This window comes from Zobellia galactanivorans (genome assembly GCF_000973105.1).
GTDB classification, from domain to species: domain Bacteria; phylum Bacteroidota; class Bacteroidia; order Flavobacteriales; family Flavobacteriaceae; genus Zobellia; species Zobellia galactanivorans.
The window spans coordinates 3,329,998-3,351,906 of sequence record NC_015844.1 but is presented as its reverse complement, the minus strand read 5'-3'; the positions used below and the strand labels follow the sequence as shown (position 1 = coordinate 3,351,906).

19 protein-coding genes are annotated in these 21,909 nt (G+C 42.4%); 13 read left to right on the top strand and 6 right to left on the bottom strand.

Annotated elements, in window-relative coordinates; all coding sequences use genetic code 11:
* The first annotated feature begins 16 nt into the window (after positions 1–16).
* From ZOBGAL_RS13660 to uvrB, 5 genes are all read left to right on the top strand, one after another.
* Positions 17–2,065 carry a DUF11 domain-containing protein gene (locus ZOBGAL_RS13660; RefSeq protein ID WP_046287497.1) on the top strand — a complete coding sequence of 683 codons (2,049 nt, stop codon included), beginning with the start codon at positions 17–19 and terminating at the stop codon, positions 2,063–2,065.
* 68 nt (positions 2,066–2,133) lie between these two features.
* A complete protein-coding gene (locus tag ZOBGAL_RS13655) occupies positions 2,134–3,036 on the top strand; it encodes an ABC transporter ATP-binding protein (protein ID WP_013994223.1) in 903 nt (300 codons plus the stop codon).
* 5 nt (positions 3,037–3,041) lie between these two features.
* On the top strand, positions 3,042–3,875 hold the full coding sequence (locus ZOBGAL_RS13650; RefSeq protein ID WP_013994222.1) for an ABC transporter permease: 834 nt from the start codon (positions 3,042–3,044) through the stop codon (positions 3,873–3,875).
* Between the two features lie 206 nt (positions 3,876–4,081).
* Entirely contained in the window at positions 4,082–4,627 is a 546-nt protein-coding gene (locus ZOBGAL_RS13645; RefSeq protein WP_046287496.1) for a T9SS type B sorting domain-containing protein, read from the top strand.
* Between the two features lie 269 nt (positions 4,628–4,896).
* The gene (gene uvrB, locus ZOBGAL_RS13640) at positions 4,897–6,885 is read left to right on the top strand and encodes an excinuclease ABC subunit UvrB (protein WP_013994220.1); all 1,989 of its coding nucleotides are present in this window, start codon (positions 4,897–4,899) and stop codon (positions 6,883–6,885) included.
* 392 nt (positions 6,886–7,277) lie between these two features.
* Here uvrB and ZOBGAL_RS13635 read toward each other — a convergent pair whose 3' ends face one another.
* Positions 7,278–7,703, bottom strand: a complete 426-nt coding sequence (locus ZOBGAL_RS13635) for an Hsp20/alpha crystallin family protein (RefSeq protein ID WP_013994218.1) — start codon at positions 7,701–7,703, stop codon at positions 7,278–7,280.
* A 245-nt stretch (positions 7,704–7,948) separates the two neighbouring features.
* Between ZOBGAL_RS13635 and ZOBGAL_RS13630 the strand changes: the two genes are divergently transcribed.
* Positions 7,949–8,311: a DUF1456 family protein gene (locus tag ZOBGAL_RS13630; RefSeq protein ID WP_013994217.1), complete on the top strand. Its 363-nt coding sequence runs from the start codon at positions 7,949–7,951 to the stop codon at positions 8,309–8,311.
* 51 nt (positions 8,312–8,362) lie between these two features.
* Here the strand turns inward: ZOBGAL_RS13630 and ZOBGAL_RS13625 are convergent, their stop codons facing one another.
* Positions 8,363–8,698, bottom strand: coding sequence for a hypothetical protein (locus ZOBGAL_RS13625; protein WP_052725558.1), 336 nt, complete (start codon positions 8,696–8,698; stop codon positions 8,363–8,365).
* Between the two features lie 158 nt (positions 8,699–8,856).
* The gene (locus ZOBGAL_RS13620; RefSeq protein WP_013994215.1) at positions 8,857–9,318 is read right to left on the bottom strand and encodes an Lrp/AsnC family transcriptional regulator; all 462 of its coding nucleotides are present in this window, start codon (positions 9,316–9,318) and stop codon (positions 8,857–8,859) included.
* 560 nt (positions 9,319–9,878) lie between these two features.
* Here ZOBGAL_RS13620 and ZOBGAL_RS13615 point away from each other — a divergent pair.
* From ZOBGAL_RS13615 to ald, 5 genes are all read left to right on the top strand, one after another.
* The gene (locus tag ZOBGAL_RS13615) at positions 9,879–12,827 is read left to right on the top strand and encodes a TonB-dependent receptor (protein ID WP_013994214.1); all 2,949 of its coding nucleotides are present in this window, start codon (positions 9,879–9,881) and stop codon (positions 12,825–12,827) included.
* A gap of 37 nt (positions 12,828–12,864) precedes the next feature.
* Positions 12,865–13,485 (top strand): hypothetical protein, encoded by a 621-nt coding sequence (locus ZOBGAL_RS13610; RefSeq protein WP_013994213.1) that lies wholly within the window; start codon positions 12,865–12,867, stop codon positions 13,483–13,485.
* 33 nt (positions 13,486–13,518) lie between these two features.
* Positions 13,519–14,706 carry a pyridoxal phosphate-dependent aminotransferase gene (locus ZOBGAL_RS13605; RefSeq protein ID WP_013994212.1) on the top strand — a complete coding sequence of 396 codons (1,188 nt, stop codon included), beginning with the start codon at positions 13,519–13,521 and terminating at the stop codon, positions 14,704–14,706.
* 112 nt (positions 14,707–14,818) lie between these two features.
* Complete coding sequence (locus ZOBGAL_RS13600) at positions 14,819–15,970, top strand: AEC family transporter (RefSeq protein WP_013994211.1); 1,152 nt, start codon at positions 14,819–14,821, stop codon at positions 15,968–15,970.
* 122 nt (positions 15,971–16,092) lie between these two features.
* Positions 16,093–17,178: an alanine dehydrogenase gene (gene ald, locus ZOBGAL_RS13595; RefSeq protein ID WP_013994210.1), complete on the top strand. Its 1,086-nt coding sequence runs from the start codon at positions 16,093–16,095 to the stop codon at positions 17,176–17,178.
* Positions 17,179–17,247: 69 nt separating this feature from the next.
* Here ald and ZOBGAL_RS13590 read toward each other — a convergent pair whose 3' ends face one another.
* The 3 genes from ZOBGAL_RS13590 to ZOBGAL_RS13580 form a co-directional block, all read right to left on the bottom strand.
* Positions 17,248–17,592 (bottom strand): hypothetical protein, encoded by a 345-nt coding sequence (locus tag ZOBGAL_RS13590; RefSeq protein ID WP_013994209.1) that lies wholly within the window; start codon positions 17,590–17,592, stop codon positions 17,248–17,250.
* A gap of 280 nt (positions 17,593–17,872) precedes the next feature.
* The gene (gene sucC / locus ZOBGAL_RS13585; protein WP_013994208.1) at positions 17,873–19,066 is read right to left on the bottom strand and encodes an ADP-forming succinate--CoA ligase subunit beta; all 1,194 of its coding nucleotides are present in this window, start codon (positions 19,064–19,066) and stop codon (positions 17,873–17,875) included.
* 179 nt (positions 19,067–19,245) lie between these two features.
* Entirely contained in the window at positions 19,246–19,884 is a 639-nt protein-coding gene (locus ZOBGAL_RS13580) for an LON peptidase substrate-binding domain-containing protein (RefSeq protein ID WP_013994207.1), read from the bottom strand.
* A 166-nt stretch (positions 19,885–20,050) separates the two neighbouring features.
* On the opposite strand from ZOBGAL_RS13580, the gene lysA reads away from it, so the two are divergent.
* Both lysA and ZOBGAL_RS13570 read left to right on the top strand, forming a co-directional pair.
* Positions 20,051–21,292, top strand: a complete 1,242-nt coding sequence (lysA, locus tag ZOBGAL_RS13575) for a diaminopimelate decarboxylase (RefSeq protein WP_013994206.1) — start codon at positions 20,051–20,053, stop codon at positions 21,290–21,292.
* Between the two features lie 60 nt (positions 21,293–21,352).
* On the top strand, positions 21,353–21,877 hold the full coding sequence (locus tag ZOBGAL_RS13570; protein WP_013994205.1) for a thioredoxin family protein: 525 nt from the start codon (positions 21,353–21,355) through the stop codon (positions 21,875–21,877).
* Positions 21,878–21,909: the final 32 nt, after the last annotated feature.

The following is a 21,909-nucleotide window of genomic DNA, read 5'->3' as shown; positions in this document are numbered from 1 at the left end:
TCGCTAGCGCTTCAAAATGAGACTAAAGTTATTTTCGTTTATACTCTTTTTTATGGTGTCTGCCGCAGGGTTTTCACAGCTGAGCGACCTTCATTATCTGCCGCCATTAAAACAAGGTGGCAACAACCAAGCTGTTACGCAACAGAGCATTTATTTATCCACTCCGGAAACCACGGCATTTCCCGTTAACATATATCAAGGCACGTCTACCTCAACATACTCCTCTACTACCCTATCCAAAACTACACCTCAAGAAATCGTATTGGCCAATGGGGATAATAACATTACCATGATGGTAAATGATAGTACGGGAGTGGTTCTTACAGGTGGCGGATTACGATTGGAAGCTCCAGGCGGCCAAAAATTCTACGTGAACTACAGAGGTAGGTCCGGTTCACAAGCAACTTCCTTGACCAGTAAAGGAAGGCAGGCGATGGGAACCCATTTTAAGTGGGGGGGAACCCCGAATAAAGGAACTCAAGGAAGCCTGACAAATTCATTGGGAATAATGGCTACCGAAGATGGCACTACGGTAACAGTTTCAGGTTATGACCCAGGTTGTGAGTTTCGGTTAGGCAATGATAGAGACGGAATAACTGCCGATTCTTACACCATTAATTTAGACGCCAATGAATCTTTTGTCTTTGAGGCCTATGTTGGTGAAACTCCCGCAAATGCCGACGGCTGGTTAGGAGCTGACGTGATTTCCAATAACCCTATCGTTATTAGTAATGGGGGACTTAACACAAGTGTTAGGACCGGTTACTCGGGTAGGGATGCTGCAATTGACCAACCGGTACCCCAGAATAAACTGGGAAAGGAATATGTTTTTATTAGAGGAAACGGTACCAGTGAAACAGAAATACCAATTATTATCGGTACCCAAAACGGCACCAATATCTATGTCAACGGAAGTACCACCCCTATTGCCACTATAAATGATGGGGATTATTTTGAGATTCCCGAAAGCAATTACTCGGTTTCTTCCGCAGGAGGAAATATGTACGTAACTACCTCAAAGGATGCCTATGCCTATCAACTAATGGCAGGGGCAAGTGCTATTTACACCCAAGGCTTAAACTTTATCGCCCCCGTAAACTGTTTGTTACCCGATACGGTAGATAATATTACACATATAGAAGATGCCGCAGGAATAACCATGACAGGCGGGGTAACCCTAATTGCCTCTACTTCAACCCCAGATGCCAATATTACGGTAACGGATGGTAGTGGACCGGTCGTCCTACCCGCCCCTTCCACAGTTGCAGGAACAAGCTTGTGGAAAACCTATTATGTTGCCGGCTTAACCGGAGATGTAACCGTAGAATCAACGGGACCAATTGCTGTTGGATTTATTGGTTTTAGTGGTGCCAGAGGTATTGCCGGATATTTTTCAGGCTTTGATACCGTACCGGAAGTAGACTTACAAGTTACAGGTGGCGGTTGCTTGCCCAATGCAGAGGTGGTCGTTGTCGACCCCAATTTTGACGATTACCAATGGTTTGAAAACGGCGCTTTGATCGCAGGTGCAAATAGTGCCACATATACACCAACCAATGCAGGCGATTATTACGTACGGGTTACAAAAGGAGGCTGTTCCTATGATTCGCAACCTTTGACCGCTTACTATTGTGAGCCCGATATCATTCTAAGAAAAGATGCCGACCAAAATACGGTTACCGAAGGAGATACGGTCACTTTTACGATTACGGTCGAAACCTTAGGCATAGACCCGGTCACCAACCTAGTCTTGACCGATGTTTTACCCCCTGGCCTAGAGCTCATTTCCTCTTCCGTATCCAAAGGAACGTTCACTTATCCTGATTGGAATGTTGGAGGTATGACTTCCGGTGACCTAGAAACTTTGACTTTGGTCACTAGGGCCAGTTTAGCCAATATCTATATGACAACTGCGAACTATACGAATACGGTAAGCAATAGCCAAGACCAGGTCGACTCCAATATCACTACGGACGACCCTTCCGAAACCGTGACAGTGAACAGGAGTAGCCCCACTAACGTAATAACGAATAGAAAAATCACCTACCGCGTAAATAGAAATTAATATTTTTATGTAACATTCCATAAGGTATCTCGTCAAGTACTAAGTAATCCATCTAAAAAACACTTGACGTGAGCACCATTCTAAGCGTTAACCATCTCACCAAAAAATTCGGGTACCTGACCGCCGTCAAAGACCTTTCTTTTACGATTGAAAAAGGCAATGTCTACGGTATTCTAGGCCCTAACGGAAGTGGAAAGTCTACTACACTGGGCATTGTTCTCAACGTCGTGAACCGAACCGAAGGAAATTTCGAGTGGTTCGATGGTTCTTCAACGACCCACGAAGCCTTAAAAAGGGTCGGTGCCATCATTGAAAGACCTAATTTCTACCCGTATATGACAGCGGTCCAAAACCTAAAATTGGTCTGTAAAATAAAAGAGGTGGGTGAAGAAAAAATAGAGGAAAAGCTAGAACTTGTCGGATTGCTCGACCGTAAAGACAGTAAGTTCAGAACCTATTCCCTAGGAATGAAACAACGCTTGGCCATTGCCTCTGCCCTACTCAACGATCCCGAAATATTAATTCTCGACGAACCGACGAACGGACTCGACCCCCAAGGTATTCACCAAATACGGGAAATCATAAAGAAAATCGCTTCACAGGGCACGACCATTTTATTGGCATCGCACCTGCTTGACGAAGTCGAAAAGGTCTGTAGCCATGTTATCATCTTAAGAAAAGGAGAAAAATTATACTCCGGTCGTGTAGACGGCTTGTTAGCAAGTCACGGTTTTTTTGAACTAAAGACCCATGACCTCGACAAATTAAAAACCTACCTGGAAAAGCACGCAAGTTTCGGACAAATAAAATTGGAAAACGGCCACATCACCGCCTTTTTAAAAGAAGAGATGGATGCCGGCGAACTTAACAAAACCCTTTTTGACCAAGGTATTGTACTATCTCACCTAGTGAAAAGAAAAGAAAGCCTTGAAGAGCAATTCTTGACCTTGACCAAAAACCAATCCAACTAAAAGCCATGACTCGACTCTTACAAATAGAATTCATAAAATTGTGGAACAACAGGGCCAGCAAAATCTTAATCCTCTCCTACTTTGTACTTCTAAGTTCCATTGCCTTGGTCGCCGCGGTTAAATTCGATATCGGACCGATAAAGTTTCACTTGGCCGAACAGGGGATTTTCAACTTTCCCTACATATGGCACTTCAACGCTTTTATAACCGCATTTTTTAAATTGTTCCTGGCCATTGTCATCGTGTCCATGATGGCCAACGAATACAGCAACAAGACCATTAAACAGAACTTGATAGACGGACTTTCAAAAAAGGAATTCATTCTATCGAAGTTTCTCACCGTCATCTCCTTCGCCTTGGCATCAACGGTCTTTGTATTTGTAGTGTCCCTTATTTTAGGGCTTATCTATTCCGACTTTAACGAAATCGGCATTATCTTTTCGGGATTGGAGTTCCTCCTTGCATTTTTTGTTAAGCTGGTCGGTTTTTTCTCTTTCTGCCTCTTCTTGGGCATCTTGGTAAAAAGGTCGGCTTTTGCATTGGGGTTTCTAATCCTGTGGCAAGTATTTGAGACCTTTGTACGCGGCATCATCAGGTGGCGTTTTTTTGATGGGGAGACAACCGATTTTGTTATGGGCTTTTTTCCCCTAAATGCCATGTGGAACCTGATAAAGGAACCCTTCTCCCGATTGAGCGCCGTACAGACCGCCGTCAACCAAATGGGAGAGGAAATTGTTCTAAACTATCATGTACATTGGTACGAAATACTTATTGTGTTGGCATGGACGGCCATTTTTATTTACGGTTCTTATGCCCTTTTGAAAAAACGGGATTTATAAAAGCTAATTCTTAACGTTTTCTACCGGTAATCCAGTCGAAATAGGTCGTAGTTTTCTAGTATTTATTCCTTCGAATTATTGGCGACCCACCCTTTCGATTATATTCGACCTTGGAATATAATTGAACACGATGAAATTCTTCTTTACGGTAATTTTTATTTCAAGCTTTTTCCGCGGCATTTCCCAGCAAGCAAATGACTGTATCGATGCTATTGTTGTTTGTGGAAATAGCGATATTCCAGATTACATATCCCATTTCATTGTTGCTTGTCCCTTCAATCCCCATTCGTATTGAAGAAGTAAGCATTGAGGAATCCTTCGGCAACTATATCGTTGAGATAGAAGTACGTGAAGATGGAGACTACGAGTATTCCCTTGACGGGAAAAATTACCAAGACGAAAATAGGTTCAACAATGTAGAAACCGGGTTTTATACCATCGTGGTACGTGGTAAAAATGGGTGCGGTATCACAGAAAAGGAAATCTCGGTCATTGGATTCCCCAAGTGCATTACCCCCAATGGCGATGACACGAACGATAGATGGCAAATAACCGGTGTCATCACCCATTTTGAAAACCAGGCAATCCACATCTATGGTCGCTACGGCAAACTGGTAAAGCAAATTTACCCCAACTCTACTGGCTGGGATGGATCTATGAACGGCCAGCCCCTTCCGTCATCGGACTATTGGTTTAGGATCAACTTAGAGAATGGCAAAGAATTTAAAGGCCATTTTACCTTAAAGCAATAAAATGGACCACTCATAGAATTTATATAGAACAAATATTTCGGCTTTTATAATAGCTTTCCTTCAAGTAAATACTACCCTTCTAATTACGAAGTAGGCCTGGGAAATAACACCGAAAAATCACGAAAACTACCTGAAACCGATTATTGGTACTTGTTTCAAAGCTCCGATTCGGGCAAAACCTCTACAGGTCATTTTTCAGTACTCCGATAGATGCACGGAATATTTGAATTGAACCCCTTTAAATCACACTTCTTTTGTAATTTTAAGGAATGAAATTTAAAGTAGTCTCAGAGTTCAAACCGACGGGCGATCAACCCCAAGCCATAAAACAACTTGTTGAGGGAATGGAAACCGGTGAACGCTACCAAACCCTTTTAGGGGTGACCGGTTCGGGTAAAACGTTTACCGTGGCCAATGTTATTGAACAAGTACAGCGCCCTACCTTGGTGCTCGCCCATAACAAAACCTTGGCCGCCCAATTGTACTCGGAGTTCAAGCAATTTTTTCCAGAAAATGCGGTGGAGTATTTTGTTTCGTATTACGATTATTACCAACCGGAAGCTTTTATACCCTCGTCCGGACTGTACATCGAGAAAGATCTCTCCATCAATGAAGATATTGAAAAACTACGTTTGAGCGCCACCTCATCCTTGCTCTCAGGGCGTCGTGACGTTTTGGTCGTGGCCTCCGTCTCATGTCTGTACGGTATTGGAAACCCTGTGGAATTCCAAAAGAACGTCATCTCCATCAAAAAAGACCAAGTGATCGCCCGTACCAAGTTCCTACATCAATTGGTGCAGAGCCTATACTCAAGAACTACCGCCGATTTTCGAAACGGTAACTTTCGAGTAAAGGGCGACGTTGTGGATGTCTTCCCCAGCTATGCGGACCACGCCTTTCGCATTCATTTTTTCGGGGACGAAATCGAGGAAATAGAGGCTTTTGACCCGTTTAACAACAACGTAATCGAGGTTTATGAGACTTTGAATATCTACCCGGCCAATATGTTCGTTACTTCTCCTGATATCCTCCAAGGTGCTATTCATCAAATTCAGGAAGATATGGTAAAGCAGGTAGACTATTTTAAGGAAATAGGGAAACCACTTGAAGCAAAACGCCTTGAAGAACGCACAAGTTTTGATTTAGAAATGATTCGTGAACTGGGCTATTGTTCCGGAATAGAGAATTACTCCCGTTATTTGGACGGCCGAGAACCCGGAACCAGACCTTTCTGTTTACTCGATTACTTTCCCGACGATTACTTAATGGTCATCGACGAAAGTCATGTAACCATACCACAAGTACACGCCATGTACGGAGGTGACCGTTCAAGAAAGGTGAATTTAGTGGACTATGGTTTTAGGCTTCCCGCGGCCATGGACAACCGCCCTTTAAAATTTGAAGAGTTCGAGGCCTTACAAAACCAAGCCATATATGTGAGCGCAACCCCTGCGGATTACGAACTACAACTCTGTCAAGGGGTGTTTGTAGAACAAGTGATACGGCCAACGGGACTCTTAGACCCTATAATCGAGGTGAGGCCCAGCCAAAATCAAATCGATGATCTTGTAGAAGAGATTCAAGTACGTGTCGAAAAAGACGAACGTACCCTGGTTACCACCTTGACCAAAAGAATGGCCGAAGAGCTCGCCAAATACCTCACACGGATAAATGTTCGCTGTAGATACATCCACAGTGATGTAGATACCTTAGAGCGCGTAGAGATCATGCAAGACCTTAGGAAAGGTATTTTTGATGTATTGATCGGGGTGAACCTGCTTCGTGAAGGATTGGACCTACCGGAAGTTTCATTGGTAGCGATCCTAGATGCAGACAAAGAAGGTTTTCTACGTAGCAACCGATCACTGACCCAAACCGTGGGAAGGGCCGCAAGGAACCTTAACGGAAAGGCCATCATGTATGCCGATAAAATTACCGATAGCATGCAGCAGACGATTGACCAAACCAACTACCGAAGGGCAAAACAAATTGCCTACAATACAGAACATGGAATTACCCCAAAGGCCCTGAATAAAAGTTTGGATAGTGTGCTGGCAAAAAATTCCGTATCCACCTACCATTTTGAAAAAGAAGAAATGCGGGCCGCGGAACCCGACCTCGATTACCTGACCAAAGACCAAATCGAAAAAATGGTCCGTGAAAAAAGAAAGGCCATGGAAAAAGCCGCCAAAGAACTCGATTTTATACAAGCGGCAAAACTGAGGGACGAGATAAAATCACTGCAAGAACAAGTCTGATTTCCCTATAAAAAGCAAAATGTCACAAAAATTAAGCAAATTACATATAACCTTTACATAACAATCACTAAAAAACTGATTAAAAGATAGGTAACTACATTTTTTAGACAAGACTAAATCGTATTTTCCCTATAAAAATCCATTAATTTCACACCCTTTCCGATTCCGATTTTTATCCAAGAAAAACAGTTTGTATTTTTTGAATTCCCCCCTCCCATCCGAAGATAACAAGCGAGGAAAAAACGGTAATTTAGAACTAATTCCAACAGAAAAAAAGCCCTTTAGAAAAATCTAAAGGGCTTCTTCAACTAACCAACCAACTAAATAAAACCCAATCTAAATCGGAATTATGAAAGGTCAAACCACGAAGGTCGGACCCAACAAACCACCGTTTATTTTAGTTCAATAACACGCTTTGGTTTTGGCAAAGCTTCTTCTTTTTTGGGCAAGGTGATTTTTAATACCCCATCAATATACTCCGCCTTGATCGCTTCGGAATCGATAGTTTCCGGAAGGGTAAATGCCCTCTTAAAAGACGAAAACCTAAACTCACGACGGGTGTAATTCTCCTCATTTGTTTCTTCCTCCTTCTTGATCTCGGAAGAAATAGTCAATAAATCGGCATCTACTTCAATATTAAAATCCTCTTTTTTTCGACCAGGAACCATCAAATCGAGCTCAAAATTCTTTTCATTATCCTTAATATTTACTGCAGGTGAACTGGCCGCGACATTTTCCATACCCCCAAACCAGTCGGGTTTAAAAATATCGTTCATCAAAGAAGGAAAAACCAGGTTATTTCTTTTTACTATACTCATGACTTCAATGTTTTGTATTAGACTTTTAATTTGAACTGTTATAAACAATTCACGTACCAAGCCTCTTTAACTGACTTTTTGACATTTATTTAACATTTATAACGGTCAAATTGTCATTTTTAAACTAAAAACGCGTGTCAAATGGATAGGTTAGAAGGGTTACCTCCCATATTATATACCCGATAATTGCCTAGCGATTGTGGTCGGAAGTTTAATTTGTAATACCTTGTCAAAAATTTTTGACAATGGACAATAACGATGTTTTCAAAAAGCTTAGAGTAGCCCTCATGTTGCGCGATGATGAGATCGTAGACATCTTAAAACTTGTTGATTTCAACATTAGCAAGAGTGAATTGGGTGCTTTTTTCAGAAAAGAAGACCACCCCAATTACCGGGAGTGTGGGGATCAAGTTTTACGTAATTTCTTGAACGGACTAGTTATCCACTTAAGAGGAACGAAGGACAACCCAAAAAACCCTGGCGAGGTACTGATGAAGAAACCCGTAAAGCCCTTGAAACAGAAGCGCCCGGACTTCAAGACCCAACAGCAAAAACGGATAAACAAAGATATTACCAACGTAAAATACAAGAACAAAAAAAAATCCTGAGTCCGATAATTAATCGGGTCTCAGGATCCATATTTCTTCCAACAACACAGCTTAGCGGGCTATCCGCACCGGCAAAGTATAGGTCCTGCCTGCCTTATACCCTTGCACAACTACCTTTTTAGCCTCAAGTCTTTCTTCCACAAAGGCCTTTACAACCTCGTTATCGGAATCGATCGCCAATATTACGATCTCTTGACGTTCATTCAACGTAAAACTCACACTTGCAAGCTTATCGACCTCTTGGGCGGTCAATTCGTTGTCACTTAATAGCTCAGCTATTTGATAAGCCAGACTTCCTGAAGGTTTTTCACTCTCTTTCCCATTGGCAAAAAGACTACCGACCGATAGTAGCATTACAGCCACCCATAGTAAACTTAAATTTCTCATGATTTGTTGATTTAAATGATTGATGATATACCTTAAAGACGACGGAAGTATACGATCGTTACCCAAAAAACGGTTTTTAACGTTTTATTACCAAAAAACATCATCATGGGCTCATTTTTATTTAAGCGCTATTGGCAGTACCACCAAGCAATGGTCGATTATCCTTCAAAATCTATATGTCGGCTCATTTTCTCCTCCACCGATATAAACGACTCTATACCCCTTATCCCTTCTATAGTAAGTATAGATTCTTGGTAAAGGTTACGATAGTGGAGACTATCTTTTGCATGGACTTTAATGAATATATCGTACTTACCCGTACTATGGTGAATTTTTACCACCTCCCGAATTTTAGCAAGCTCTTCCATAACCGTTTTGTACAAAAAACTCTCACGTAGGTAAATCCCCAGAAAAACCGTCATTTTATACCCCATTTTACTATAGTCCAAACTCAGGGTAGCCCCCTTGATTACCCCCATATTCTTCATCTTTCGGGTTCTCATATGAACCGTTCCCGGAGAGATCCCGGCCCTTTTGGCAACCTCGGTATACGGCATCTGTGCGTCGTCGGACAACAAGGTCAATATTTTGTGATCTACTCCATCAAGTTTATCTCTCATTTGTAGTATTTTTCGCGGTTAGTATTTGCCTCATTTCAGGGCTCAAAGCCTGACAATCAACTTTATTGATTAAAAAATCTTTCAATTTAATTTACCAAATAGATGATTTTAGTAAAAATAGTTTAATGATTTAAAAAAAACAGTTATAATTCACTAATAAAAGGCGTTTTTTTATAGATATAATTAAAAATTGACCATGTCAAATTTTGGATGCCATAAAAGTGATTTCATAAGACAATTTCTACTAATTGATAGATTTTAAAACCACCGAAAAACAAAATCTGCCATATCGGTTAAAATTGGCCAAAAAATTATCGATTCGTTAGACAATACGTTTGTAACCTACTAAAAACCAGTATTTTCAAACCATTTCACATTTTTTTTTATCAAAAACTCACCCTAATATTGTCTTGTCGTTAGGTCACAGAAATTGACAATCGACACCGTTAAGTATCCGGAACTTTTCTTTTGATATGCATTTGACCACCGTTCCCCCATGAGTAGGGCAAGGTGAGGTCGGACAAATGAATACTGTTTAGTATCAACCAAAACACGTACTTATGAAGAAAGCTCTAATACTATCATTCCTCTTGTTAAACTGCATATATGTATCATTTGGCCAAGAGCAGACTATTACCGGTACGGTAATCGACGAAGAAGGTGTTGTACTACCCGGCACCGACATCATTATTAAAGGCACGACAAAAGGGGCCACTACAAATTTTGACGGGGAGTATACCATAGATGCCCCGGCCGATGCCATTCTTATATTCTCATCATTGGGTTACGGCACCAAGGAAATACCCATAAACGGACAGACCACATTAAACGTCACCTTGGTTATGGCAGCGGAACAACTACTTGAAACGATCGTAATCGGCTCAAGGGGACAACCCAGAACCAAGCTAGACACCCCGGTGCCAGTAGATGTCATCGACATAAAAAAAGACGCCATCAATATGCCACAGCAAGATCTTTCCCAAATGTTAGCGGCTTCGGCCCCTTCATTTACGGCATATACCAGCGGTGGAGGAGACCTTTCGTCTTTCGTTAGCCCACCAAGCCTCAGGGGATTGGCGCCTAACCAAATGTTAGTATTGGTTAACGGAAAGAGAAGGCACACCTCGGCCATCTTATCGGCATCACAGACCGGTACAGCTTCTAATGCCGTAGATATGAAATTTATACCTTCCATTGGCATTGACCATATTGAAATACTTAGGGATGGCGCTTCGGCCCAGTACGGCTCCGATGCCATTGCCGGGGTAATCAACGTAGTTACCAAAAAAGGAACCGGTGAATTTACGGGAACCCTTACCGTTGGAGGCTACCCGAACAAGTCCCCCGACTTTAGCGATTCTGACCTAACCGATGGGGAAAAAACCTTGAACAGATCCTCGGGCGATTGGGACGGATTCAACTTTCAATTCGACGGCAATTACGGTGTAGGTTTCGAAAACGGAGGCTTCTTTAACGCATCAGCTTTAATAAGCCAATCGGAACGTACCATACGCCCCACAGTTCTTGAGATAGACAGAGCCCCCCTTTACAGCGACAACTATTTGAACAATGAAACTACCGATGTTAGCGGTAGACCCGTAATAACCAACCCAGAACTTATTGCCGCCCAAGCAAACGGTGACGCCGCAGCAATTGGCTCATTAACAACTGTAGAAGGCCTCATGGCCGCAAGGGATATTGAACAGGTAGACGTCTCCACCTATTCGGGACAACCTGCAAAAACCCTCATCGGCTTTGGCTTCAACCTTGAAAATCCCTTGAGTGAAACCACGGATTTTTATGCTTTTGGAGACTTCGGCTACCAATACTCAGATGCCTACAGCTGCTTTTACAGAAGGGCCGGACAAGCAGACCGAACAAGTTACGACCTATACCCGAACGGATTTAGGCCACAGATTTACACCGACCAATACAATCTTTCCTTATCCATGGGTATCACAGGTAAACTAGGTGATTTCGATTTTGACCTGAGTAACAGTTTTGGTATGAACTCCGCCAAATACGGAATGTTCAATACCTGGAATGCCAGTATAGGAACAAGTTCCCCGACCGAAATGAACCTAGGTACGCACAGCTTCGCCCAAAACACCATCAACCTAGATTTCAATAATTATTACGATGATATTCTATCTGGGCTTAACGTGGCCTTTGGTGGGGAGTTAAGGGTAGAGAATTACTCCATAGTAGCCGGTCAAGAAGAAAGTTGGACAGCAGGCACCGCAGGCGTTGTAACAGCTACACAAGACAACCAAGCCCTCGTTGGTCCCGACGGTTTCCCCTTGGAAGACCTAAACGGAACCCCAATTGTTGACGGCTCTGGAAATGCGGTCGTACTTCCATATGCAGGGGTAAGCCAGGAATTGGTGAAAAACTACGCTTTGAACTGCCAGTGCTTCAGAGGTTTTGCTCCGGAAAACGAAAGTAACACCTACCGTTCCGTAATGGCAGCGTATTTAGATATGGAATTGGATGTTACGGAAGATTTCTTGATTTCAGGAGCCGTTCGTATGGAAAACTTTTCCGACTTCGGAAATGTAATGACCGGCAAAGTAGCTGCCCGCTATTCCATCGGCGATAATTTTGCCTTTAGAGGGTCTTTCAGTAGTGGCTTTAGGGCACCATCCCTTCAAGAATTAAACTATTCGCACAGTTATACCTTTTTCATCGGCCTACAACCATTTGATGGCACACTCTACCAAAACAGCAGTTCTGCCGCAAGAGCCTTAGGAGTAAACCAGTTACAGGAAGAACGATCAAGAAACTACAGCCTAGGCTTCACTACCAAAATCGGAAAACTGAACCTTACGGTCGATGCCTATAAAATTGACATATTCGATAGAATTTTCGAAACCGGGGAATTTGACGCAGGTCAAGCCCCCGTACTCTCCCCGATCATAGGTAGTGGTCTGGCCAGTTTTAGAATAAATGGCGGTGACATCAGCACTAAAGGGGTTGAAGCCGTAATGAACTACAACACCAATCTTGGAGCGGGACGATTAGGCGTAATACTATCGGGAACCTTTAGGGAGAACACATTCGAAGGCGTAAACCTACCTGACCTGAACACCAACCTAACCGACGAAGAATTGGCCGACAATTATGTCAACCGCAGCCTTATCGGTCAATTCGAAACCGGAACACCAAGTAGTAAAATTATTGGCACACTCAATTATTCCATTGGCAAGTTCTCGGCCATGTTAAGAGGTACACGCTTTGGCTCCGTTCAAACAAGAGACAACATCCAACGTACCTTACTTGATGGCAGCACTGGTTATGCCGACCAATTTTTTACACCTGAATTTACCACGGATATTGGTATCACTTACAACTTTACCGACAAAATCAGCTTTACCGTTGGAGGGAACAACATCTTTAACGAATATCCTGAAATCATAAGGTACGAGCTAAGAACCTTCAACCTGTATTCCAACTATCAGCAAGGATCATCAGGAGCCTACTACTTTGGGAGACTGAGCTTTACACTATAGTGACGAATATTTGGTAAAAATCTTAAAACAGAGAATTATGATAAAGTATATAAAAAACATTTTAGCAGCACTAGTGGTTACGGCAAGCTTGTTTTCATGTGAACAAGAAAGACTGGATCCTGTTCTCACTACTGCAGAAGGAGGTGGCACCTTGAACGAATACATGGCATACACGATTGAATCTACCGATCCGTCAGGGTCAAATGTAACTGGTAGAGTCGTTTTTTATAAAACTACTCTAGACCAGACATTGGTACAGGTTTCTCTAGACAGCCCGGAGTTCAGTGCACTCTATGACTCAACTGATCCTTTTGAAATTGTTTATCCTTCGGCAATTATGGGGGGAGCTGTTGGCACAGAAATTACAACAATGATGACCCTGTATGACGTCAAGATTTTTGCAGAACAATTTGACGAAGATGATACACAGTTGGATACAGATGACTATGATCGTGATGGAGATACCGAGGAATACCTTCCTCTCCTTAATTTTTATGCCGAATTTGAGGAAAACAAGTTTTATGTAATTGACGAAGCTGGTTTTTATGAAGGTATTTCGGAAATGGATTCTCATATCAACATATACGATGTTGATGGGACTACCATTATTGCGTCAGGTGATTTAGGCTTAAACGCAGAACCTGTGGAATCAAATTGAACTTAAACTTTTTAACTTAAAACACATATTATTATGAAAACATTAGACAGAAGAGCTTGGTTGAAACGAGGAGCACTTACAGCTGCCGGGGCAATAGCTGCACCGTATTTGAGTTATGGGGCATTTGGTAACGAGCCAGTGACCATAGATGCTCAAGGCAATCTTCCATATACTCCCTTTTTTAAAGAGTATTTGCCTTATGAAGTAGACAAACCTGTTGAACTTCTTGCAAAATTAAACGCCAATGAAAACCCTTACGGACCATCTCCTATGGCAGTTGATGCTATGCAAAAATATGCACCAAAAGGTAACAGATATGCCTGGAAGGAGTTATATACACTCATAGATAAAATTGCAGTATTAGAAGGAGTTGAAGCCGAAACTATTATGATGGGGCCTGGTTCTTCTGACCTTTTAGAAAAAACTGCGATGGTATTTTTCCAAAATGGAGGAAATATTGTTTCTGCGGACCCTTCATACATGTCATTGATAAAAGTAGCTGAAGCTACAGGAGCAACATGGAAGCCCATCAAACTAAAAGATGATTGGTCTCATGATTTACCAGCTATGGAAGCTGCCATCGACGCTGACACAAAATTGGTATACATCTGTAACCCGAACAATCCAACGGGAAGTATGACAGACCACGAAGAACTTATTGATTTTTGCTCTAGGGTTTCTGAAAAAGTTCCAATTTTTGTAGATGAAGCCTATTTAGGATTTTTAGATGATGCTGCTAAAAAAAGTATGGTATCTCTAATAAACGAAGGCAAGAATGTAATGATTGCACGTACTTTCTCTAAAATTCAAGGTATGGCCGGCTTACGTGTAGGTTACATGGTTGCTCAACCAGAAACATTGGCTATCATTCAAAAAATAACAAGAGGTGGTATGGGTATTTCATTACCATCAGTTTATGCTGCAATGGCAAGTATGGATGATATTGAATTTTCAAACAAAACAAGAAAATTGAATTCTGAATGTAGGGAGTATGTTTATTCTGTATTAGACGGAATGGGTTATAGCTATGTACCATCATCTACAAGTTTTATAATCTTTCCTATTGAAATGGAAGGAAAAGCATTCTTGGAGAAAATGACCGCAGAAGGTGTTGGCGTACGCGCCTTCAGCATTATGGACAAAAATTGGTGTCGTGTGAGCATGGGTACCATGGAAGAAATGAAACTCTTCACTACGGCCCTACAAAAGGTACTGGCATAATTTCAATGGCCAAGAGCCGAACGTAAAACCAACAGACTTGATGCTTTTATGCTCGGCTCCCAATAGGCCTTTCTCACTTACAGACTAAACAATAACCTTAAACTGCTTACTCATGAATTTCGCCCTTCAAAACACTTTAGAACTATTACTCATAATTGGTTTGGGCTTCCTACTACAAAAAAAGGTAGCGAAACAGGATTTAAAAGGGGTTAAAGTACTCATACTCAGTATAGCCCTGCCCGCTGTGATATTCGTTGCCTTATTAAAAATAAAACTTGACAGCTCACTTTTAATATTCCCTGTACTGGCCCTGGCATTCAACTTGATCATGCTGGCCGCATCAAAATACATACTCGGCATATCATTATCAAAAGAGCAAAGTGCAAAAAAGCGCACGATAATGATGTTGCTCCCCTCATTGGCACCCGGACTATCCTGCTTTCCTTTCTTGGCCATATACCTAGGTGACGATTCTTTGGCATTGGCGGCACTGGCCGATGTGGGCAATAAAATTTTCGTACTTATTATGCTCTATATGCTCGCCATGAACTGGTACCATCTTCGTTCGGCCCAAGAAGGCAAGCCTTCTACTTCAAATAAACTAAAAAGTCTAGGCCTTTCACTGCTCAAAGAACCCATCAACCTTGTCTTGATCGTTGGGCTCCTCCTTTTGGCTTTCGGGCTAAACCTCGATTCCCTACCACTTTTTCTAAAAAATACGGTGTTAAGCGTGAAGACACTCATGACGCCTTTGGTGTTATTGTTCATCGGCATGGCCGTACGTATAAAATCCGGTGAATTCGGACTCATCCTATCGCTTTTGGTACGCCGATCGGGCATTACCTTCCTTATCTCAGGTATATTCGTATTATTGCTTCCCACCTTAGCGGCCCCTCTGGTTCTTTTGTTGGTAGTATTCCCCCAAAGTGCCTGCAGCTTTTGGCCCTTTGCCCATATGAGCGCCGTTAGCAGCATGGAAGAGAACGACCAACAGACCGAACCGACCTTCGATATCAACTTTGCCGTAAACATTTTGGCCTGTTCCCTTCCCTTCTCCACTATTTTGGTAATCGGCATATTCTCGTTTAGCGAAGTATTTGTTAGCCCGCTTACCTTATTATTGATAGGAGCTGGTATGACCATAGTCTCGTTTCTTCCATACGCCATTAAAAAAGTCAAAAGAATCAAAAGTCCCGAAATATCAGGACAATACGGCACATATGTTGGTCTTAACACCAATCACAGGTCATCGGAAGAAAGTTAAAAAAAACTCTTTTAGCCCCAAATGGTTCGTTTTCCTTAATTTAAGTTATTTTCACTGGGGCCTTTTAAAAGTCGCCCCTGCATTATTTAGAGTCACATTTTAATCTTAAGCCCCCGTTCACTATGAAAATAGGCATCCCTAAAGAAATAAAAAACAATGAAAGCCGGGTGGGTATGACCCCCGCAGGTGTTTACGAACTTACCAAATACGGCCACACCGTATACATCCAATCCACTGCAGGCGAAGGCAGTGGATTTTTTGATAACGACTACAAGAAAGCCGGGGCCCTTATCTTAGACACCATAGGCCAAGTCTACGGCATCAGTGAGATGATCGTAAAAGTAAAGGAACCTACGGAGGTAGAGTACGCCTTGGTACAACCACAACAGATTGTATTCACCTATTTTCATTTTGCCTCTAGCGAAGCCTTGACCGAGGCCATGATCAAAAGCAAATCGATATGTATCGCCTACGAAACAGTGGAAGACGATGAAGGCACCCTACCCCTATTGACCCCCATGTCTGAAGTAGCCGGTAGAATGGCCATTCAACAAGGGGCCAAATACTTGGAGAAGCCCGTAAAGGGAAGAGGCGTTCTTTTAGGTGGTGTACCCGGTGTAGCCCCAGGCAGGGTACTGGTCCTCGGTGCAGGAATAGTCGGTATTCAGGCCGCAAAAATGGCGGCGGGACTTGGCGCCCACGTCACTATCTTGGATATCAACATGAAGCGTTTGCGTTACGTCAACGATGTAATGCCCCCTCATGTGGTCACCGAATTCTCGAACGAATTCAATATCAGAAAGCATATCAAGACCCACGACCTGATTATTGGCGGTGTATTGCTAAAAGGAGCGAAAGCCCCCAACTTGATTACCAAGGACATGCTAAAGGAAATGCGCCCAGGAACGGTTATTGTCGATGTGGCCGTAGACCAAGGAGGTTGTGTCGAGACCACGAAACCTACCACGCACGAAGACCCCATATATATTATAGATGATGTTGTACATTACTGTGTGGCCAATATGCCAGGAGCAGTGCCACATACCTCAACCATGGCCCTGACCAATGTAACCCTACCCTATGTCATTAAACTGGCCAACCTCGGATGGCAAAAGGCCACCGAAAAGGATGCCTGCCTACAAAAAGGCCTGAACATCGTAGAAGGGGAAATCGTTTATGACGAAATCAAGGAAGCCTTTCAAATCTAAACTTAGGAATACCCAATAAAAAAACGGCCACTCTAAGAGTGGCCGTTTACGTTTCCAAAGAATGGAAAACTATTTTTTCGCTACTTCTATCGGAATACGATAGACTACACCTTGTTCAAACGAACCCTTTGCAAGCCGCTCAAAATCAATTGCACTTCTAATATATTTATCCAATTGGGCATTATCGGTCTCAATGGATAAAATTCTCAAGTAATTGCCCTTGTCAACGGCCACACGTACTTCGGCCTTGGCACCTCTAATGTCATTTGGCACCTCGTATTCACCAAGCATCTGGTAAATTTGGGAAGTAAGTACCTTTGAGATTTTAGGTTTGTGTTCTACAGGGGTGTTGGCCATACCGTAATTGATACCCAACGCCATTACCAAGATTAAGGTATAAACTGCTTTTTTCATGATATTTTGGTTTGAAATGTAAAAATCCGTTCGCTAATTCAAATTAAAGATATCATAAAATAGAGCACGCATATTCACAATTTACCAAATTTTAACACTACAAAACATTAATGTCATAAAACAGGTGTAAAATCTAACGATATGTTAGGTTTTGGCACGACCTAAAGCTAGCTGATTCTTAAAAACGGTCGTATGTAAGCGCCAAGGAACGAAATGCAAGACATAAAAAAGGGGCGATATGAATATTCGCCCCTTTCCTTAAATTATATCGTATTGAATACTAACTCAAAACTTCCTTAACCTTATCGGCAGCTTCCTGAAACTGAACGGCCGAGTGTACGGCCAAACCAGAGTTGTCGATAATTTCCTTGGCAAGTTCCGCATTAGTACCTTGTAGTCTAACAATAATCGGCACTTTGATAGCGTCACCCATGTTCTTATATGCATCAACAACACCTTGTGCTACACGGTCACAACGAACGATACCTCCGAATATGTTGATAAGGATGGCTTTAACACCTTCGTCCTTTAAGATAATACGGAAAGCTTCCTCTACCCTTTTAGCATCGGCCGTACCACCAACATCCAAGAAGTTAGCGGGCTCACCACCTGCCATTTTGATCAAATCCATAGTTGCCATTGCCAATCCGGCTCCATTAACCATACAACCTACGTTTCCGTCAAGGTCAACATAGTTAAGGCCTACTGCACGGGCTTCTACTTCAATAGGGTTCTCTTCTCGCAAATCACGCATTTCGGCATATTGCTTTCTGCGGAAAAGCGCATTGTCATCGATAGACACTTTGGCATCTACGGCCATAATCTTATCATCCGATGTTTTTAACACAGGGTTGATTTCGAACATACTGGAGTCACTCTCTACATATGCTTTGTACAAGGCGGACACGAACTTTGTCATCTCTTTGAACGCCGTACCCGAAAGACCTAGGTTAAAGGCTATTTTTCGTGCCTGGAAAGGCAAAAGACCTGTAGCAGGATCAATCTCTTCGGTAAAAATAAGATGTGGAGTGCTCTCGGCCACCTCTTCGATATCCATTCCTCCCTCAGTAGAGTACATGATCATGTTTCTTCCGGTCCCCCTGTTCAAAAGTACGGACATATAGAACTCATTGGTTTCGCTATCACCTGGATAATAAACATCTTCGGCGACCAAAACTTGATGTACCTTTTTACCCGCTGCAGATGTCTGCGGGGTAACCAGGTTCATTCCAATAATGTTTCCTGCAATTTCTTCTACTTCCTTTAGGTTTTTGGCCAATTTTACACCTCCACCTTTACCACGGCCGCCCGCATGTACCTGGGCCTTTATTACGTGCCATCCGGTTCCGGTCTCTGCAGTCAATTGTTTTGCAGCCTCAACCGCTTCCTTTGAATTATGGGCCACTATACCGCGCTGAATGCGCACACCGAAACTGGCCAAAATCTCTTTTCCTTGGTACTCGTGAAGATTCATATATTAAGGTATATTTAGATTCGAAAGCAAAAATAGCAAACCCACGGCATTTAGACTAATGAATTATGGAGTTAGTTGCTTAACAATTTTTGAAGTTCCTAAGGAGTCGGATAAAATTCAGGTATATAACGAAGCAAAACACTTCGTTTAACTTCATGAATTTCAATTTAAAACTACGATTACAAATTGAAGTCCTTAAAATCCAATGGGTCGAAATTCTTGAAGTTCCCGTTCATTTCAATAGTTTTCTTCGTACGGTTCACCTCGTTCAACATAGCAATCGTAGACTCCAAATGCGATTGCATAAAAAGCATGCGGTCACTTTCCCTAGGCATTTGTAAAAGCTCGTATTCCTGCTCGAACGAGAGTCCCATTTTATGCACCAAGACATAACTGTTGAACTTCTCGAGAGGCAGGGGCGCATACGACACGTCCATAAGGTCGTACAATCGATATATCTGGTCCAGTACCGTTTTTTTTAAGGCCTTATCGGCATCGTTTACACTGTCAAGAAATTCTACGGTACCGCCAGCGTAGAGCTTGCCGGGCATCTGGTTCTCAAAACTCAATATTCGGAACACTTGACGACCGACACAGGTCACATCCATCTCCCCGTTGTCATAAGAGTTGACTATCTCCACCAATTGTACTTCGGTTCCATAGGTCATACCGTTATTGATATAAACCGGGATCCCAAAGGTCAAGGCCTCCTTCCTACAATCGGAAATAAGTTGTTTATACCGGTCTTCAAAAATATGCAGGGGTACGGTTTCCCCAGGAAAAAAAATGGATTGTAAAGGAAATAAGGGCAGTCTCATGATGCAAAATATTTAGGCTAAAAGTACAACTCAAATGAAGAATCACAAATAATAAAATTCAACACGTGTTTCAAAAATAACAATTTGTTGTATTTTTCATATTTGTGCTTGTTTTTTTGCTCATAACGCTTAATCGGGTTAAATTCGCACCAAATACTGAAGTATTATGAATCATACTGATTTGCTCAATATAGCAAAAACCTTTGGAGACCCCGTTTACGTTTACGATTCGGGAAAAATAATCTCTCAGTTTCAACGACTAACAAATGCTTTTGGAAGCGTAAAGAAACTAAAATTGAACTACGCGGCCAAGGCATTGTCCAATGTGGCCATACTCAAATTGATGAATAGTTTGGGTAGCGGACTTGACACTGTTTCCATTCAAGAGGTTCAATTGGGCCTACTTGCCGGTTTCAAACCTGAATCGATAATTTTTACGCCCAATGGGGTTTCCCTGGAAGAGATCGAAGAGGCCTCCAAACTTGGTGTCCGTATCAATATAGACAACCTTTCCATCTTAGAGCAATTCGGCAGCAAACATCCTAATGTACCCGTTTGTATTCGGATCAACCCCCATGTAATGGCGGGTGGTAACTCGAATATTTCCGTAGGCCATATTGATTCCAAATTCGGTATCAGCATTCACCAGATTCCGCACTTATTGCGCATTGTAGAGGTGACCAAAATGAACATCAACGGAATTCACATGCACACCGGAAGCGATATTCTTGATATCGATGTATTTTTATACGCTTCGGAAATCTTGTTTGAAACCGCCAAAAACTTCAAGAATTTAGATTTCATAGACTTCGGTAGCGGTTTTAAAGTACCCTACAAAGAAGGCGATATCGAGACCAACGTAGAGGAATTGGGCAAAAAACTAGGTTCGCGCTTCAATGAATTCTGCAAAGAGTACGGCAAAGAATTAACACTTGCCTTTGAACCCGGTAAGTTCTTGGTAAGCGAAGCGGGTCACTTTCTGGCCAAGGTCAATGTAGTGAAGCAAACGACCTCAACGGTTTTCGCCAGTATAGATTCTGGGTTCAACCATTTGATCCGTCCAATGCTATACGGGGCTACGCACCGTATCATCAACATATCCAATCCTACGGGCAGGGAGCGCTATTACTCTGTAGTAGGCTATATCTGTGAGACCGATACCTTTGCCAGCAACAGAAGGATCAACGAAATAAGCGAAGGCGACATTCTTTGTTTCAAGAATGCAGGAGCATATTGTTTTACCATGGCGAGCAACTACAACTCCAGATTCCGTCCGGCAGAAGTACTGTGGCACGAAGGCAAAGCGATCTTGATCCGAGAACGCGAAACCTTTGAAGACCTCGTCAAGCACCAAATCGACGTTAAAGACCTTTTCGCTCAGAAAAAGGAAAAGGCCCTGGCAAAATAAAGATCAGGTATTTTCGTTAGTTTTGGTATAGTTGTTAGACTAACCATTGAAAAAAGTAACATGAGAGTATCTGCCTTGAAAACCATCCTTTTTGTTTTTATGGGACTATCGGCCCTAACCCTGAGTGCGCAAGAAGTACAATGGTTAAGTTGGAACGAGGCTGCCGAATTGGTGGCTACCGAAAAAAATCCTAAGAAAATATTTATCGATGTCTATACCGACTGGTGCGGTTGGTGCAAGAAGATGGACAAAGATACCTTTCAAAATTCAGAGGTCGCTGCCTATATGGCGGAGAACTTTTACATGGTCAAACTTGATGGTGAGGGCAAAGAGCCCATAGAGTTCAAGGGAAAGACCTACAAGTTCGTTCCCTCTGGAAGAAAAGGCTATCACGAATTTGCAGCAGCCCTAATGCAGGGACGGTTGAGTTATCCGACTACGATTTTCCTTGACGAGGAAATGAACATGCTTTCGCCCGTGCCCGGATATCAAAAACCCGAGCCTTTCTTGAGTATTGCCAGATACTTTGGCGACAACATTTATAAAGAACAAGACTGGAAGACTTACGCCGGAGAAGGAAAGTAAAGAACCATAACGATAAGATTGTATAAAACCCG